Genomic DNA, 14,176 nt, shown 5'->3' on the forward strand with positions numbered 1-14,176 from the left:
ATATACCGCTGAAAAACACTCAACTAACAGTCATTTTTTACTTGTGAGGCCGCAAAATCTAATTTGTCTCTTAAGTGCGGTTTACCTTTTAAATACTCACGTCGAAATATGCTGAAATATTGAGCTAAGGCCTGCGCACCGTCAGTCTCGCCAGCCATGTCTAACACGCTTATTCCAACCTCGGCTGTGCAATGTTGAAAAGCATGGGTTGATTCACGCAGCAGGTAATCCGAAGACACTTCCGTACTTACTCCAAGTACAGGTAGGCGCTGAAGATAAGGACTTTTAACGAACATTTTTTTAGCTTCTCGCCATGTCCCATCCAGAAAAATAAACAAAGGCTTCTTGTTTGTCTTTCTTTCAACACTGTTTACGCAGCGTTCAGGCTGTGCATATTCATGAGGGAATACGACAATTGGCTCATAATTGCTGTTGTTTAAAAGAGATAATACTTGTGGATGTGGTTGTGTCCGCTGCCATAAAAACGCGTAGTTCTCAGACACCACATCAGCAATCAGACGGCCTGTATTAGTTGGCTTATAATATTCGCCTTTATACATCAGAAACAGCACCGCTACTTCGGTGCTCGGCGTTGGAACATAACTGCAAATACAGTTACTTAACGGTAACAGACACGCTTCACAACGCTTTACTTTACTTCCCCTTGCATGAAAGGGCCTTTCTGCTTTACTTAACTCTTCCAACCGAAGAGACATAACTGAATTCAAGGGTGTAAACTTTTGCTTTATTTAAAATGCGAAAGTTATCACAGTTTGAAGCTTAGCCCTAACTTTATAGGTTACCAGCCTGTGCTAATCCGAGTTTCAAGTAATAGCGTATAACCATTACCTTAAATAAGGAGTTGCCTGCCATGTATTGTGCCGATTGCGAATCTGTTGATGATTATTTTTTCGAAACAACCTACTTTTGGATCTTTGTACCCACGGTAGAAACCTTTGGCAAAGTGGCTGGTCTTTGCGGCTCAATGCAACTTAATGCGCAGCAGGAATCATCGCACTGCATATCTTGTTTGGTAAATAGTTCGCAAATTCAACGTTTTCTAACATCATTAAATGGCGCCCTTGAAAGTAAAGAATTAGAAAACACCAAGGTAACGACTACCGAAACAAGCGATTCCCCTAACATAGATGAAATGGGACGCATGACGACACTGGCAATATTGTTTAATCGATTTCAGGCGAAATGGTTAGTTGAAAGCGTTGAGCAAGAACGCTACGAAAGTTGGTTTCAACCCATTGTGCGTGTAGAAGATAAATCTAACTTTGCTCACGAAGGGCTGTTTAGAGTGCGCGATGATCACGGGTCTATAGTGCCTCCAGCGCTGGCGTTTAAACTAGCCGAGAGTTCTGATTTATTGTTTTCTCTTGACTTGGTGGCTAGGCGCTCGGCGGTAGAATGTGCCGCTAAAGCAAAACTAGGCGGAAAACTGTTCATTAACTTCAACCCTTCAAGCATCTACGACCCGTCTTATTGTTTACGCGCTACAGCATCAAGCATTAACGAAATTGGTATGAAACCCGAAGACGTTGTGTTTGAAGTTACTGAAACACATCGTGCCACAGATATAAACCACCTTAAGGGGATTTTAGCTTTTTACAGAAATGCGGGCTTTCAAGTCGCATTAGACGATATAGGTTCGGGTTGGTCGGGCTTGAACTTACTACAAACACTACGCCCAGATTACGTGAAGATTGATATGGAGTTGGTGCGAGATGTACATATAGACGAGTACAAACAAAATATCGTTACTAACCTCATACGCATCGCAAAGGCTAACAACATTGAAGTTATTGCTGAAGGCATAGAAGTTGAAGAAGAAGCACAGTGGCTAGCAAACGCGAAGGCCGACTATCTTCAAGGCTATCTTTATGGAAAGCCTAAGGCCTATGAGCCTGAATTATCTGGCGATGAGCAGCAAAAAATTGATGAGTCATTGAAGCCGTTAGATAACGCCGCGAACGTGTAGCTTCGAGCTGTGCCATTTTTTGCTTCTTCGCTTATGTTCTATTTTAGCAGCCATTTCGCTTCCACAGAGCATGCACTCAAGCAGAAAAAAAGGATACTAAAGTTGACCAATTTCATTGACCTGCGTAAGCTTCAACGTGGTCCAACGTGAATGTTTGGATTCCAAGGGTGTAACCAAGCATGCCCCGACTCCGAGCATTATCTCATGGATAATTGGGTGAACCAGAGGGATTTAGCTAACAATAGGTATACTTACATTTTCAAAATAAGGTAATACGGAACTAAAAGGGATGATTGGAAAGGATTCTAATTTATTAAGGATTTTAAAGAACGCAGAGAAAGTCTCATTTTCTGGATTACTTAATGCTCTTGCGCTTACAGTCTCCGTGTTAACTTTAGTGTATACACAATGGTCAAATACTTATTCACTAGAAATTGAAAACACCTCACATATACAGTCATTGTCAGACCTTTCAATAGGTAAGCACACGAAGATTCTTTTCAAAAATAATGAGGTAAAATCGCTACATAGCTCTTATTTTGTGTTAACGAACACTGGCTCGCATATGATTGACACTTCAATGATTGTCAAGCAGCCTGAACTATTCATTCAAGGATCGAACATTTTAGCAGTAGAGATAGCTAATAAATTCCCGAATGAACTAGATGTAAGTCTCAGTGTAGTTGAACAAAACTCTATTATGATTGATTTTGATTTGATTAATAGTGGAGAATTTATTGAATTTAGAGCAATAACTGATGGCCCAATAGATGACTTTACAACAAGCGCACGAATCAAAAATATTCCAGAAATTGACGTTATTAAATTAAACGTTAATAGGTCAATCTTCGAATACATAACCTTGTATGAAATAGCTCTAATAGTTATAGCGTACAACTTTTTTCTGTTTGTAAGAAGCTTCGGTAGACACCACGCTGGACCTATTTACTATTACTCGAGGGAAATACTGAAACTGTCGTCAAACACAAACAAAGCTGAGTTTCTAGTATTTCTAAGCTCTAAATGTCCTATTACAATAAAGCCTACATTTCTTGATGAAGCTATAAAGCAAACAAAAGCTACAAACTTTCGTAATAGTGAGCAGATCGTATCACTTCGCGATAGCTTGTATTACAAAGCAACTCAAAAAGACTATTCGATCACAGTTTTATTGTTTCTGATTATTAGCAGCGTTCTTGTATTCCTACAGCTGGGCTTTTTAGGTTATCAATTTTTACTTTGGCTTCAACAGTATTTTTAGTTACCCTTGCCCACAAGGACCATTTCATTGAATGCGTCAGTAGTTGCATCTTCAATCTTTACAGTTTATTTGAACCGTTCGATAAAGAAACGTAAATTGTATTATTGGTCTTAATTGACACAAGCTTCTAGTCAGAATATTTATGTACGATATCAAGCAGCCGTGATCCTGTCTCTTCTCCAACTCAACATATTTCTAAACATAAGCTAGTATACGGTTCCGAATCACAGGTTTAAATTTAAGAGCTGGTGTAATATCAAGCACAACAGTATTGACTTTGCTTGATGTGCTGACTGAATGATACTGCGCCTATGCGCTCAACTGTTCTGAGAGGTTTAAATTAATTTTTGGTAACAGTGTGAACTAAGCTGAATGGCCTTCAATAGGTTCTCTGTAAAGAAACCGTTAAATAACGCCGCGAACGTTTGACATAGCCTTTGTGAATAATCGCTTTAACAAGCAATCTATTATTGAATAACAGGAAACAAATATCTCAATAAGAAAAGAATCAATCTTTGTTTTCTAGGAGAAAGTAAATGGTGCCCGGGGCCGGACTTGAACCGGCACGCTGTTACCAGCGAGGGATTTTAAATCCCTTGTGTCTACCAATTTCACCACCCGGGCATCGGGTTGCTTTTCAGCAAAGGTGTCAGGCGTAGAACCTGATGCTGCGTTGCAGCTCTATGGAGGCGGAACCCGGAGTCGAACCGAGATAGACGGATTTGCAATCCGCTGCATAGCCATTCTGCCATTCCGCCAGTGCGACTGGCGCGTGATTAAAGCATCCTCTAAGGATTGGAGCGGGAAACGAGATTCGAACTCGCGACCCCGACCTTGGCAAGGTCGTGCTCTACCAACTGAGCTATTCCCGCATGCCTTAATCTTACATTTCGTTTCGGTGATGTCCTCTCGAAATGTGTGGTGCATTCTACCTACCCAATCAAAACTGTCAATACGAAAAAACGTTTAAATTGAGATAAATGCGGCTTTTCATGATCGTTTGCTAATTTTTTATTCACATTGATTAATGCGCGATCAATTCGCCGACGATACCCCGCCTTTTAAATGAGGCCACGCTGCTTTTGAATAAACAATCATTGACCAAATTGACAGCACCGCAGCGATATAAAGTAAAATATATCCAAGCGTTACCCAATAAATTGGAAAGCCCATAAAGGTTTCTAAACCCGACAACAACCCAATTAAGGCCAACATTTGAGCAGTTGTTTTTGCTTTACCGATAAATGAAACCTGAACGGCGTCTCTTACACCGTTTGAACCCATCCACTCTCTTAACGCAGACACATAAATTTCACGAACTAGCAGCGCTATTGAAGGAAGCGTTATCCAAAGCGTTGCATAACTATGCGTAATCATTAGAAGCGCTGCACCAACGATAAGCTTGTCGGCAACTGGATCTAAAAATGCACCAAAGGGTGTTGATTGTTGAAGTTTTCTTGCTAAATAACCATCAAACCAATCTGTGATTGCTGCAAGCCAGAAAATAAAAGCACCTGCCTCGTGCGCCCACTTCCAATCTAGAAAATAAACAACTACAAAAACGGGAATAAGGATTACTCTGAATAGAGTAATGCAATTTGGAACAGTCCACATAAAAAATACGTCTCAATATCTTGCCGCTTTGGGCGTTTAGCGCTGCTATACAGCTATTATTCTGGTAACACATTACCTTAAAACACAACGTAATGCTTGTAACAGCCAATATTTAGTTGTGAAGATGGTCGTAAATTGTTTCCGCTAAGTCTTGGCTAATGCCAGGTACGCTGGCAATTTCATCTTTGCTTGCCTTCTTAAGGCCTTGTAGGCCGCCCATGAACTTAAGAAGCTGCTGACGTCGCTTCGCGCCAATACCCGGTATACTTTCAAGGCTTGAAGTGGTTTTCACTTTCTGGCGTCTATTTCTGTGCCCAGTAATAGCAAAACGGTGTGACTCATCGCGAATGTGTTGCACTAGATGAAGACCAGGTGCATGGCTGTCCATCGACACCACGTCGTGGTTTCCGGCAAGAATCAGCGTTTCTAAACCCGCTTTTCTAGTTACCCCTTTTGCTACACCAAGCAACATTGGCTTCTTATCGTGTGGCCAATCTTCGAAAAATGCTTCAGCCTGTGCAAGCTGCCCTTTACCGCCATCTATTATTAACAGGTCAGGGATTTTTTGTACTTCTTTAACGCTTTTGTATCTGCGCTTCAATGCTTGCGCCATTGCTGCGTAGTCGTCACCAGGCGTTATTCCTTCGATATTGTAACGACGATAATCGCTTTTAAGCGGCCCTTCTCTATTAAATACTACGCAAGATGCTACAGTTTGCTGACCCGACGTGTGACTAATATCGAAACATTCCATGCGTTGAAGTGGTTTATCGACTTCCAATGCTTCTTCTAGACTCAAGTAGCGCGCAAAAACTGATTTCTGCTGGCTATATTGTGCATCCAATGCATTAACTGCATTTGCCTGTGCCAGCTGCAGATATTTTCTTTTCTCTTCACGTGCACCTTTAAAAAAGGTAACTTTGTGGCCCGCTTCACTTGAAAGTAGCTCTATAATGGCGTCCTGATCGCTGAGATCGTTAGCTAGCACAATTTGTTTTGGTATAACTTTATTGCCTGCTAAGTAAAACTGCAGGAAGAAAGACTCGAAAACTTCTTGTTCGTCAGCTGTATTAGGGACCTTCGGGAAAAATGCCTTACTGCCTAATAGCTGGCCATCACGTATAAACATCACTTGAATACACGCCATATTGCCTTTAAAAGCAAACCCAAATACATCCATTTCATCCTGCGTACCAGCAACCCACTGACGCTCTTGAACTTTACGTAACGCGTTAATCTGATCTCGATAGCGGGCGGCGGCTTCGAAGTTAAGGGCTTCGCTTGCCTTTTCCATTTTTTCAACGAGGCTACCAATTACTTGCTGATTTTTGCCCTTTAAAAATAATCGGGCAAAATTTACCTGTTCTTTATATTCTTCGTCCGACACATAGCCATCAACACAAGGCGCACTGCATCGCTGCATTTGATATTGTAAACAAGGCCTACTGCGGGCACGGTAGTAGCTATCTTCGCATTGCCTTACTGGAAATATCCGCTGCATAGAGCGCAAACTCTCACGCACAGACCATGCACTAGGGTACGGGCCAAAATATTCGCCCTTTTTCTTTTGCGGGCCTCTGTGAAAAGACAGTCTTGGGTGCGGGTGGTCAGATAGAAATATAAAGGGGTACGACTTGTCGTCGCGCATCACTACGTTGTAACGCGGCTTGTACTTCTTTATAAAGTTGTTTTCTAGCAAAAACGCTTCTGTTTCGCTGTTAACCACAGTGACATCCATCTGATGTATTTGGCTAACCAAGGAGCGTGTCTTTGCGTTGTCTACGTTTGTGCGAAAATAACTAGAAACACGCTTCTTTAAATTTTTTGCCTTTCCTACATATATTACTTCATCCTGTGAGTTGTACATGCGGTAAACACCAGGTTGTGAAGTAAGATTCTTTAGGAAAGCAGCTGAATCAAAGGCTGGCATAGTCGAATTGGAGTTAACTACAGTAGATTGGGGTCGATAAGCTTATGGCGAAGTGCCAAATGCGTTAGTTCAACGTCAGAGGTTACTCCTAGCTTGTCGAACATTCTATAGCGATAGGTGTTTACCGTTTTCGCTGAAATACTAAGCTCATTGGCGATGTCTTTAACGTTTTGCCCTTTTGTAAGGCGTTGAGCAATGTTCAGCTCGCGGCTTGATAAATCATCAAATGGGTTGTTATTACTGGGTGACAGCTTACCTACCGCAATGTTGTTAGCTACTTCACTATCAATATACTTCTGGCCGCCAAATACTTTATGAATAGCCATAATGACTTCTTCAGGCTCGGCATCTTTCGTAAGAAATCCAAACGCGCCAGCTTCCATTACCTGCAAAGGTATTGGGCTTTCCTTATGCATAGAAACACAAATAACCCGCGTATTTTCAGACATACGCACAATTTTCTTTGTTGCCTCTAAACCGCCAATACCAGGCATGTTTACGTCCATGAGTACCACATCTGGTGCGTTTTTTCGGCACAGCTGTACAGCGTCCTCACCATTTTTTGCCTCGGCCATAATGGTAAAGTCACTTACATCTTCCAGAATTCGGCGTATCCCTGTTCTGACCAAGTCATGATCATCTGCTAGGATTATTTTTATCACTCTAGTATCTCACTGACATCTATAAAAACCACAAGTAGTATTTCATCGCAATTAAGGTTTTTCGCGCTTAAGGCGAAGACCACTAAGGCGCGGCTGAAACACTACGTTAAAGTCATAATACCACGTCAATTAATTTCGTGAAGTGAAGATACACATTTTGTAATAAATAATTGAATTTATGAACATTTAGCCTAACTTGGTAAATCGAACCATAGTGCTACAAACGGATCGTTTCCTAAAACTTTTACCGTCTCATGCTCATAAATTCCAACCCCATCACCTGGGTTTACTGAAATGGGAGCATTTTCACTGGCTAACACTACATTTGCAGTGCCGCTTACCACGTGAAGGTACCCTTTTCTGCCCTCAGTAACCTGTTCAATTTGTTCATCTTTTTTTAGCTGAATGCGGGTAATAGATGCATCTTGCTTTATGGTAAGCGATTCATTGCTGCCATCTTGACTTACAAGAAGTTCTTTTGCACCCGAAGATTCGCCTGATTGCGTACTATTGCCGAAAGCACGCTGAGAATACTGTGGCTCGCCTCCCTTCTCACTCGGCACTATCCAAATTTGCAGAAAGTTGACGGCCTCGTCTTTTGAAGGGTTGAACTCAGAGTGCATAATGCCTTTCCCTGCACTCATCACTTGAATATCACCCGCTGGCACAATGTACTCATTGCCCGTGCTGTCTTTATGCTTCAAAGCACCGCTTACCACATAAGAAATAATCTCCATGTCACGGTGTCCATGGGTTTCAAAGCCCCTGCCTGGTGCAACAATGTCATCATTAATTACCCGCAACACAGAAAAACCCATGTGTTTCGGATCGTAATAATGACCAAACGAAAAACTGTGTTTGCTGCGCAGCCACCCAAAGTCAACGGCACCGCGTGTTTTTGCTTGTCTTAAATATACCATTGCTAACTCCAAAAAATGTTTGTCTCAGCGTTGCTGAAAACTTTAGTATGAAGTCATTATAAGACCCACAAAGTAGAACTAAATGCCAAAATAATTGAAGATATGTCCTACTAAATAGAATGTACATACCTAGCAGAAACAGATGCGATTCAATGCGCGCTCAATAGTATCAGGTGAACATGCAAGATTGAGACGTATAAAGTCAGGGTTTCCAAAAGCGCTGCCATCGCTACCAATAACGCCATTTTTAATACAGTCGTCGAAGGTGCTTACCGTCCTTGCAGACCCAGTACTACTTGTATCATTGCCTTTTAACTGTGGCGTTATTGATGAAATGGATAACCATAGAAAGTAGCCTGCTGCGCCCATGGTATAGGTGGCTTTAAGTTTGTGGTGGTAAAAGAAGGCATTAACAAAGTTTCGGTTAAACTCAATAGCTACAAGGACTTGTTCTAACCATTTGCTAGATGCGTTATAAGCACAAACAAGTGCCAGTTTACTTAAAATGCTTGCATTAAGATGTCTTCGATTTAAGGCTCGCCGTAAAGCTTCACGCTTCGCATCATCTGCAACAACCGCGTACGACGCACCCGGTACGCTAGCCAAATTAAAGGTTTTTGATGCGCTATTAATGTGAATTAGGATTGGAGAACATAGTAGCCCTCTGGCAGCGCCAAAAAGCGGCACGCTTGATGGCGCCACATGAGGTAAGAACCCGAAGTCACTGTGAACTGCGTCAACGATTAAAAGAATATTATGGCGTTCACAGAAGCGTATAATTTCAGCCTGATTTTCAATATCAAGCACAGTTCCCGTTGGATTATTTGGGTGGCATAGCAAAAAAGCTTTTGCATCAGCATCGAGTAAAGCAGTATCAATGGTCTCAATATGGCCCGAGTTAGTTGTTTTGTTTTCTGATAAAGGTAACTCTATTGATATTGGCTGTAGCCCGTTCGATTCAATTATATCTTGAAGAGGCGGATAGCTAGGCAACAAGTGCATGACTTTGTCGCCCTTGTTACAAAAAGTGCACAATGCGGTGTCTATTGCGCCTATTGTGCTAACCGCATCAACAACATGTTCCGGTAACACAGCACTCGTGTGTTGCGAAGACAACTGCACATTTTGTTGTGAGTGCCAATCGGCGACAGCCTGCCCTACATCACAGTCTTGGTAACCATATTCAGTCACTATATGTTGCTGCAATAGCGCCATAACCTCTTCTGGAGGGCGAATGTTCATATCGGCAATCCACATAGCAATGGCATCGCTAGGTGCTTGGGGAAACCTTTTGCTAACGCCTGCGTATTTCAACCGTGAAGTACTCTGCTTGCCTGACTCATCACTGTCCCATAGCGACGAGTACCTGTCAGCCTCTTTCCTGTGCGCTTCTAAAACGGGTGTAGCGTTTATATCCATTAGCTTTACGATTGGTTTTTTCTAAACACGTTAAATTCAGAGAGTGTATGTTGGTATTTCCGTTTGGTCTCGCGAATAACAAAAGGTATCTCGACAGGCGCATTTACGCGACTAAACTGGCCGCTTAAAGCGTTCTCTAGTGCCTGTGTGGAACTCAGTGTTTCCCCGTTTTCATCTTTGTAACCGCCTAACCATTCGCTACGTTCAGTGTAGTCTTCCAACCATGTGAATGGGCTAGCTATAATTAACAGCCCGCCTTCATTAAGTCGTTCACTAATATTTGAAAGCACCTTCCGTGGGCTATAGACACGATCTATTAAGTTACCCATAAAGATAAGATCGTAACCGGTAAATTGTGGTTTTAAGTTACATGCGTCACCTTGTGCGAAGTGCACCTTATCTGCAACATCTGCTAAGCCAAGTGCTTCAAGTTTTCTCGATTTAAACGAGGTAAGCTCACCCTCTTCGATTAAATGGTAGCGAATTTCACCACGTTCCTGCATATCAAAAGCGGTTTTAACAAACCGTGCCGAGAAATCGATACCATCAACGCTTTGAAAATACTTCGCCAACTCAAAAGTGGAACGCCCAACTGCACAGCCGAGATCTAACGCCTTATTTGTATTTATTCCGGCACGCGTTGCCATTTCAATGCAAAATGCAGCGCTTGCTTTGGCAAAATTAGGAACGCCATGGTACACGTCGCCGTAATGAAACTCGCTATACTGTGATACTTGTGTGTCGCTTTCATAATCAAAGTCATTCACTTTTACCATACTGTCGCTTTGCACGTAACGAAATCCCGCGTGTTGAAAAAAATGTCTTCTGAAAGCATAGCGGCTATCTCTCGTTGCTTCATTACCTGTAGATATCCAACTACCGCCCTTGATTAAGTTGTGCTTATTATCAAAAGTGGGCGTGGTAAAGTCATCGTATAAGTGGTGAACCTTAAATCCATCAAAAGGATAAATAGGCGTCTCAGTCCATTGCCACACATTTCCGACTACATCAAAGAATTCACCTGACTCGTTAATATTCACAGGTTCACTAGATGCATATTTCCCCAGCCCAATATTAAAACCGTCGCTGTAGACTTCTTCAATAACGCCCGCATGCTCTCGCATGGCAAACCACTCGTTCTCGGTGGGTAAGCGAATAGACAAGCCGCTCGCTTTGCTCTTGTAGTTACAAAACGCTTTTGCTTCGTGATAATTTACGTCTACAGGCCAGTCTAAAGGAAGCTCTATTTCCTGCAGCATGCTGCGGTATTTGTAACCCTCGTCGGTCTTAACCCAAAAAACAGGGTGACGAGCCTTTGTGTACTCTCGCCATTCGTTACCTTCTTTCTCCCAGTATTCAGCGTTGGTATAACCTCCTTCTTTCACAAACGAGAGAAACTCACCGTTACTTACAAGAAAACGAGATGCCTTAAATGAAGCAACTTGCTGTTTAAGTTCTCCGTACTCGTTATCCCAGCCGTAAAAGCTAGCTTCGGTTGTTTTATTACTGGTGATTTCTGTAGCAGGCACCGTCAGAAGAGCATTGACCGGTATAGCAGTCTCATCTGTTTCGAACTGTGTGCAATCAGGCCAATCTTCATTGGGTTTAACTGATGTGAGCGGCAATTGTCTTATGAGAACTGACGATGTTTCTAGATGAATTCTTTCGTGCTCAATCCCCATAATGATTGGCCACATGGGGTTTTCCCAATTAATAGGCATTGAAAACGATAATGTGTCAATTAAATCGCACATTAACGTTCTAACTTGGTCACGGTAATGTCTTACTTCATCAACAGTTGGCCAATCGTAATTTTCGTCATTCAAGTCGTCCCAACTCATTTCGTCAACGCCAATTGCGAATAGCGATTCGAACTTAGGGTTTATGCGTTCGTTGATAACTTTAGCTAAAACAAGTTTGTTGATGAAAAACGTTGCTGTATGGCCGAAATAAAAGATAAGTGGATGACGCAGTTTTTCAGGTCTTTCGTAAAAAGCGCTATCGGAAGCAAGACAAGAAAATAACGATTCGTAAGTATTAAACGAGTCTAAAAAGTAAGCTTTAATTTCTTTTCTTTTTTGCTCAACAGTGCCATTTCGAAGGTGAAGCGTAGACATTGATTGCATACTATCCTCTTATATTTTTATTACTGCAGAACACCACGCGCCGGAAAATAGTATATACGCGCTTTAGTAAAGCAAAAGTGTAACGACGAGCAGCAAATCTAATTTGTTGTATCAGGGTTTTATGACGAATGCGCGACAACAAATGATTTCTTATTGGAATGAACCATAGTTACCAGATAAAGAAAGGATGAGATCAGTTTTTATTTCATCAAAACGGTGACTTTTGAAAAGGCATAAAAAAACCCGCAACAATGTGCGGGTTTCTTGAATGTGCCGGATAGTGAGGGATTCACTCACGCCGTCCATGGCGCTCGCCCTTCCCGCAGCCTTCGGCTGTGCAAAACGGCTATCGTGCCGTTTTGTCGAACAACGGGGTTTCTCACCCTCACTCATAAAAGTATTTTATTTAGTGCATAAAAAAACCCGCAACAATGTGCGGGTTTCTTGAATATGGCGGAGAGTGAGGGATTCGAACCCCCGGAAGGTTTGACCCTTCGCTTGATTTCAAGTCAAGTGCATTCAACCGGACTCTGCCAACTCTCCGTAAGTGCTGCGTATAATAATGATTTAATTATTTCTGTAAAGCACTAATTTCAATAAAATTAATCAACTGCTGAATCACTAACCAAAATGTTTAAATTTTCGCAAAATAAGACAAAAATCAATCTAATGCTTAGCGTTATTACCACTTAAAAAGAAAAAAGAGCAAAGGCTTCCACCCCTGCTCTTTTCCAATTTATTCTGTTTAATTAAGAAAGTTTATTTGCAATAGCACTGTCTACTGAATACTTTCCACCACCTTGTATTGCCAATGCGACATTTACAGCAAGTAATGTAAGGGCAAATTCGTACCCGTTGTTACTCATGAACAAACCGTTACTAAAATGAACGCTGAAAATAGCAATAATCATGGTAAATGCGCTTACGATAGCAGCCGGTCTTGTTAGAAAACCCAACAGTAAAGCAATACCGCCAAAAAATTCTGCGCTACCTGCAAGGAGTGCCATTAGAAAACCTGGTGCAAGACCAATGCTTTCCATCCACTGCCCTGTTCCCTCAAGACCGTAACCACCAAACCATGCGAATAACTTTTGTGAACCGTGTGCAGCAAGGATGATACCTACTGGAACACGAAGCATAATGTTGGCGATGCTGTTATTGGTAGTAAAAATGTTTTTCAAAAATTGCTTGTTCATTGTCATTTCCTCAATATAAATAAAATGTATGTTGTTTCAAATCTCGTCGTTGCTAGGTGTTAGTCAACGTTATGGGTACATAATAGGCGTCGCCATTATTTTGATAAAGATGTGCTATATTGAATTATTAACAACAAAATATTGATAATAGAGTTATGGATAGGTTAGCCCTTCTAAGAACATTTTGTGTTGTGGTGCGTGAAGGTAGTTTCACACGCGCGGCTGAGCGTCTCGATACGTCAAATCAACTAGTGAGCAAATATGTTGCTCAACTAGAGAAAGAACTAGATGTGCGATTATTTAATAGAACAACACGGAAAATACACCTGACTGAGGCGGGGCAACAGTGCTTTGAGCATGCACAGCATATCTTAGAAAGTGTGGAAGATATGGAGGGGCAACTAGGGCTTTTAAATACATCGGTCAAAGGTGTATTGCGTGTTAGTGCGCCCGTGTCGTTTTCAACGCTGCACCTTTCTGCTTGCCTTGGTGCATTTCAGCAAAAACATCCGCATGTTTCAGTAAACTTGCAACTAAACGACAGAAAAGTGGATGTGATAGACGAAGGGTTTGATGTAGCAATAAGAGCCGGACAATTGGACAGTTCTTCTTTCATAGCAAAAAGAATCGCAACAATTAAACTTGTGCTTTGTGCCTCTCCGGAATATTTAGAGAAGAATGGTGTTCCAACGCTTCCGAGCGATCTAAACCCCAAACACTATCTAGAATATAGCTATATTAATTATGACGATGAAACGTCAGAGTTAATTCAAGTACTTAAAACCAATTCGCAGCGCTACAAACCACGGCTTACTGTTAATAACGGTGAAATACTCACTGACGTTGCAAAAATGGGGCTAGGCTATGTGCTACAACCCACATTTATTGCTGGAAAAGCGCTGAAGAATAAAGAGCTGCTCAGTATTCTTAATGATCATACCCCCCCGTCTATTGGCCTATATGCCGTTTACCCACACCGAAAATTGGTTTCTAACAAACTACGTGTTTTTATCGACTTTCTTTCTGAATATTTTGCTGATACACATTCTTGGGAATAGATA

General features: G+C 41.7%; 11 protein-coding genes and 4 tRNA genes. 3 read left to right on the top strand and 12 right to left on the bottom strand.

Annotated elements, in window-relative coordinates; translation table 11 throughout:
- Positions 1 to 23: 23 nt before the first annotated feature.
- Positions 24 to 716, bottom strand: a complete 693-nt coding sequence (locus tag V7R35_RS15625) for a tRNA-uridine aminocarboxypropyltransferase (protein WP_334015864.1) — start codon at positions 714 to 716, stop codon at positions 24 to 26.
- A gap of 155 nt (positions 717 to 871) precedes the next feature.
- On the opposite strand from V7R35_RS15625, the gene V7R35_RS15630 reads away from it, so the two are divergent.
- Positions 872 to 1,987: an EAL domain-containing protein gene (locus V7R35_RS15630; RefSeq protein ID WP_334015865.1), complete on the top strand. Its 1,116-nt coding sequence runs from the start codon at positions 872 to 874 to the stop codon at positions 1,985 to 1,987.
- Positions 1,988 to 2,276: 289 nt separating this feature from the next.
- The gene (locus tag V7R35_RS15635) at positions 2,277 to 3,248 is read left to right on the top strand and encodes a hypothetical protein (protein WP_334015866.1); all 972 of its coding nucleotides are present in this window, start codon (positions 2,277 to 2,279) and stop codon (positions 3,246 to 3,248) included.
- A gap of 537 nt (positions 3,249 to 3,785) precedes the next feature.
- Here the strand turns inward: V7R35_RS15635 and V7R35_RS15640 are convergent.
- From V7R35_RS15640 to V7R35_RS15690, 11 genes are all read right to left on the bottom strand, one after another.
- Positions 3,786 to 3,872 (bottom strand) — tRNA-Leu (locus V7R35_RS15640).
- A gap of 60 nt (positions 3,873 to 3,932) precedes the next feature.
- A tRNA-Cys gene (locus tag V7R35_RS15645) sits at positions 3,933 to 4,006 on the bottom strand.
- Between the two features lie 38 nt (positions 4,007 to 4,044).
- Positions 4,045 to 4,120: transfer RNA gene (locus V7R35_RS15650), tRNA-Gly, on the bottom strand.
- Between the two features lie 163 nt (positions 4,121 to 4,283).
- Positions 4,284 to 4,862 (bottom strand): CDP-diacylglycerol--glycerol-3-phosphate 3-phosphatidyltransferase, encoded by a 579-nt coding sequence (gene pgsA, locus V7R35_RS15655; protein WP_334015867.1) that lies wholly within the window; start codon positions 4,860 to 4,862, stop codon positions 4,284 to 4,286.
- Between the two features lie 112 nt (positions 4,863 to 4,974).
- Positions 4,975 to 6,792 carry an excinuclease ABC subunit UvrC gene (gene uvrC, locus V7R35_RS15660; protein ID WP_334015868.1) on the bottom strand — a complete coding sequence of 606 codons (1,818 nt, stop codon included), beginning with the start codon at positions 6,790 to 6,792 and terminating at the stop codon, positions 4,975 to 4,977.
- Between the two features lie 17 nt (positions 6,793 to 6,809).
- Positions 6,810 to 7,454, bottom strand: coding sequence for a UvrY/SirA/GacA family response regulator transcription factor (gene uvrY, locus V7R35_RS15665; protein WP_334015870.1), 645 nt, complete (start codon positions 7,452 to 7,454; stop codon positions 6,810 to 6,812).
- 191 nt (positions 7,455 to 7,645) lie between these two features.
- Positions 7,646 to 8,374: a pirin family protein gene (locus tag V7R35_RS15670; protein ID WP_334015872.1), complete on the bottom strand. Its 729-nt coding sequence runs from the start codon at positions 8,372 to 8,374 to the stop codon at positions 7,646 to 7,648.
- Between the two features lie 129 nt (positions 8,375 to 8,503).
- On the bottom strand, positions 8,504 to 9,793 hold the full coding sequence (locus V7R35_RS15675) for an aminotransferase class I/II-fold pyridoxal phosphate-dependent enzyme (RefSeq protein WP_334015873.1): 1,290 nt from the start codon (positions 9,791 to 9,793) through the stop codon (positions 8,504 to 8,506).
- Positions 9,794 to 9,798: 5 nt separating this feature from the next.
- Positions 9,799 to 11,919, bottom strand: a complete 2,121-nt coding sequence (gene ovoA / locus V7R35_RS15680) for a 5-histidylcysteine sulfoxide synthase (protein WP_334015874.1) — start codon at positions 11,917 to 11,919, stop codon at positions 9,799 to 9,801.
- Positions 11,920 to 12,370: 451 nt separating this feature from the next.
- Positions 12,371 to 12,462 (bottom strand) — tRNA-Ser (locus tag V7R35_RS15685).
- A 206-nt stretch (positions 12,463 to 12,668) separates the two neighbouring features.
- Positions 12,669 to 13,115: a DoxX family protein gene (locus V7R35_RS15690; protein ID WP_334015875.1), complete on the bottom strand. Its 447-nt coding sequence runs from the start codon at positions 13,113 to 13,115 to the stop codon at positions 12,669 to 12,671.
- Between the two features lie 155 nt (positions 13,116 to 13,270).
- Here V7R35_RS15690 and V7R35_RS15695 point away from each other — a divergent pair, with 155 nt between their 5' ends.
- On the top strand, positions 13,271 to 14,173 hold the full coding sequence (locus V7R35_RS15695; protein WP_334015876.1) for a LysR family transcriptional regulator: 903 nt from the start codon (positions 13,271 to 13,273) through the stop codon (positions 14,171 to 14,173).
- Positions 14,174 to 14,176: the final 3 nt, after the last annotated feature.

It is taken from the genome of Alteromonas sp. S167 (genome assembly GCF_036864375.1).
Taxonomy (GTDB): Bacteria; Pseudomonadota; Gammaproteobacteria; order Enterobacterales; family Alteromonadaceae; genus Alteromonas.

Excerpts from the sequence above, each read along its gene's own strand:
- V7R35_RS15625 (WP_334015864.1), bottom strand. The coding sequence starts at position 716 with ATGTCTCTTCGGTTGGAAGAGTTAAGTAAAGCAGAAAGGCCCTTTCAT.
- V7R35_RS15630 (WP_334015865.1), top strand. The coding sequence starts at position 872 with ATGTATTGTGCCGATTGCGAATCTGTTGATGATTATTTTTTCGAAACA.
- V7R35_RS15635 (WP_334015866.1), top strand. The coding sequence starts at position 2,277 with ATGATTGGAAAGGATTCTAATTTATTAAGGATTTTAAAGAACGCAGAG.
- pgsA (WP_334015867.1), bottom strand. The coding sequence starts at position 4,862 with ATGTGGACTGTTCCAAATTGCATTACTCTATTCAGAGTAATCCTTATT.
- uvrC (WP_334015868.1), bottom strand. The coding sequence starts at position 6,792 with ATGCCAGCCTTTGATTCAGCTGCTTTCCTAAAGAATCTTACTTCACAA.
- V7R35_RS15670 (WP_334015872.1), bottom strand. The coding sequence starts at position 8,374 with ATGGTATATTTAAGACAAGCAAAAACACGCGGTGCCGTTGACTTTGGG.
- V7R35_RS15675 (WP_334015873.1), bottom strand. The coding sequence starts at position 9,793 with ATGGATATAAACGCTACACCCGTTTTAGAAGCGCACAGGAAAGAGGCT.
- ovoA (WP_334015874.1), bottom strand. The coding sequence starts at position 11,919 with ATGCAATCAATGTCTACGCTTCACCTTCGAAATGGCACTGTTGAGCAA.
- V7R35_RS15690 (WP_334015875.1), bottom strand. The coding sequence starts at position 13,115 with ATGAACAAGCAATTTTTGAAAAACATTTTTACTACCAATAACAGCATC.
- V7R35_RS15695 (WP_334015876.1), top strand. The coding sequence starts at position 13,271 with ATGGATAGGTTAGCCCTTCTAAGAACATTTTGTGTTGTGGTGCGTGAA.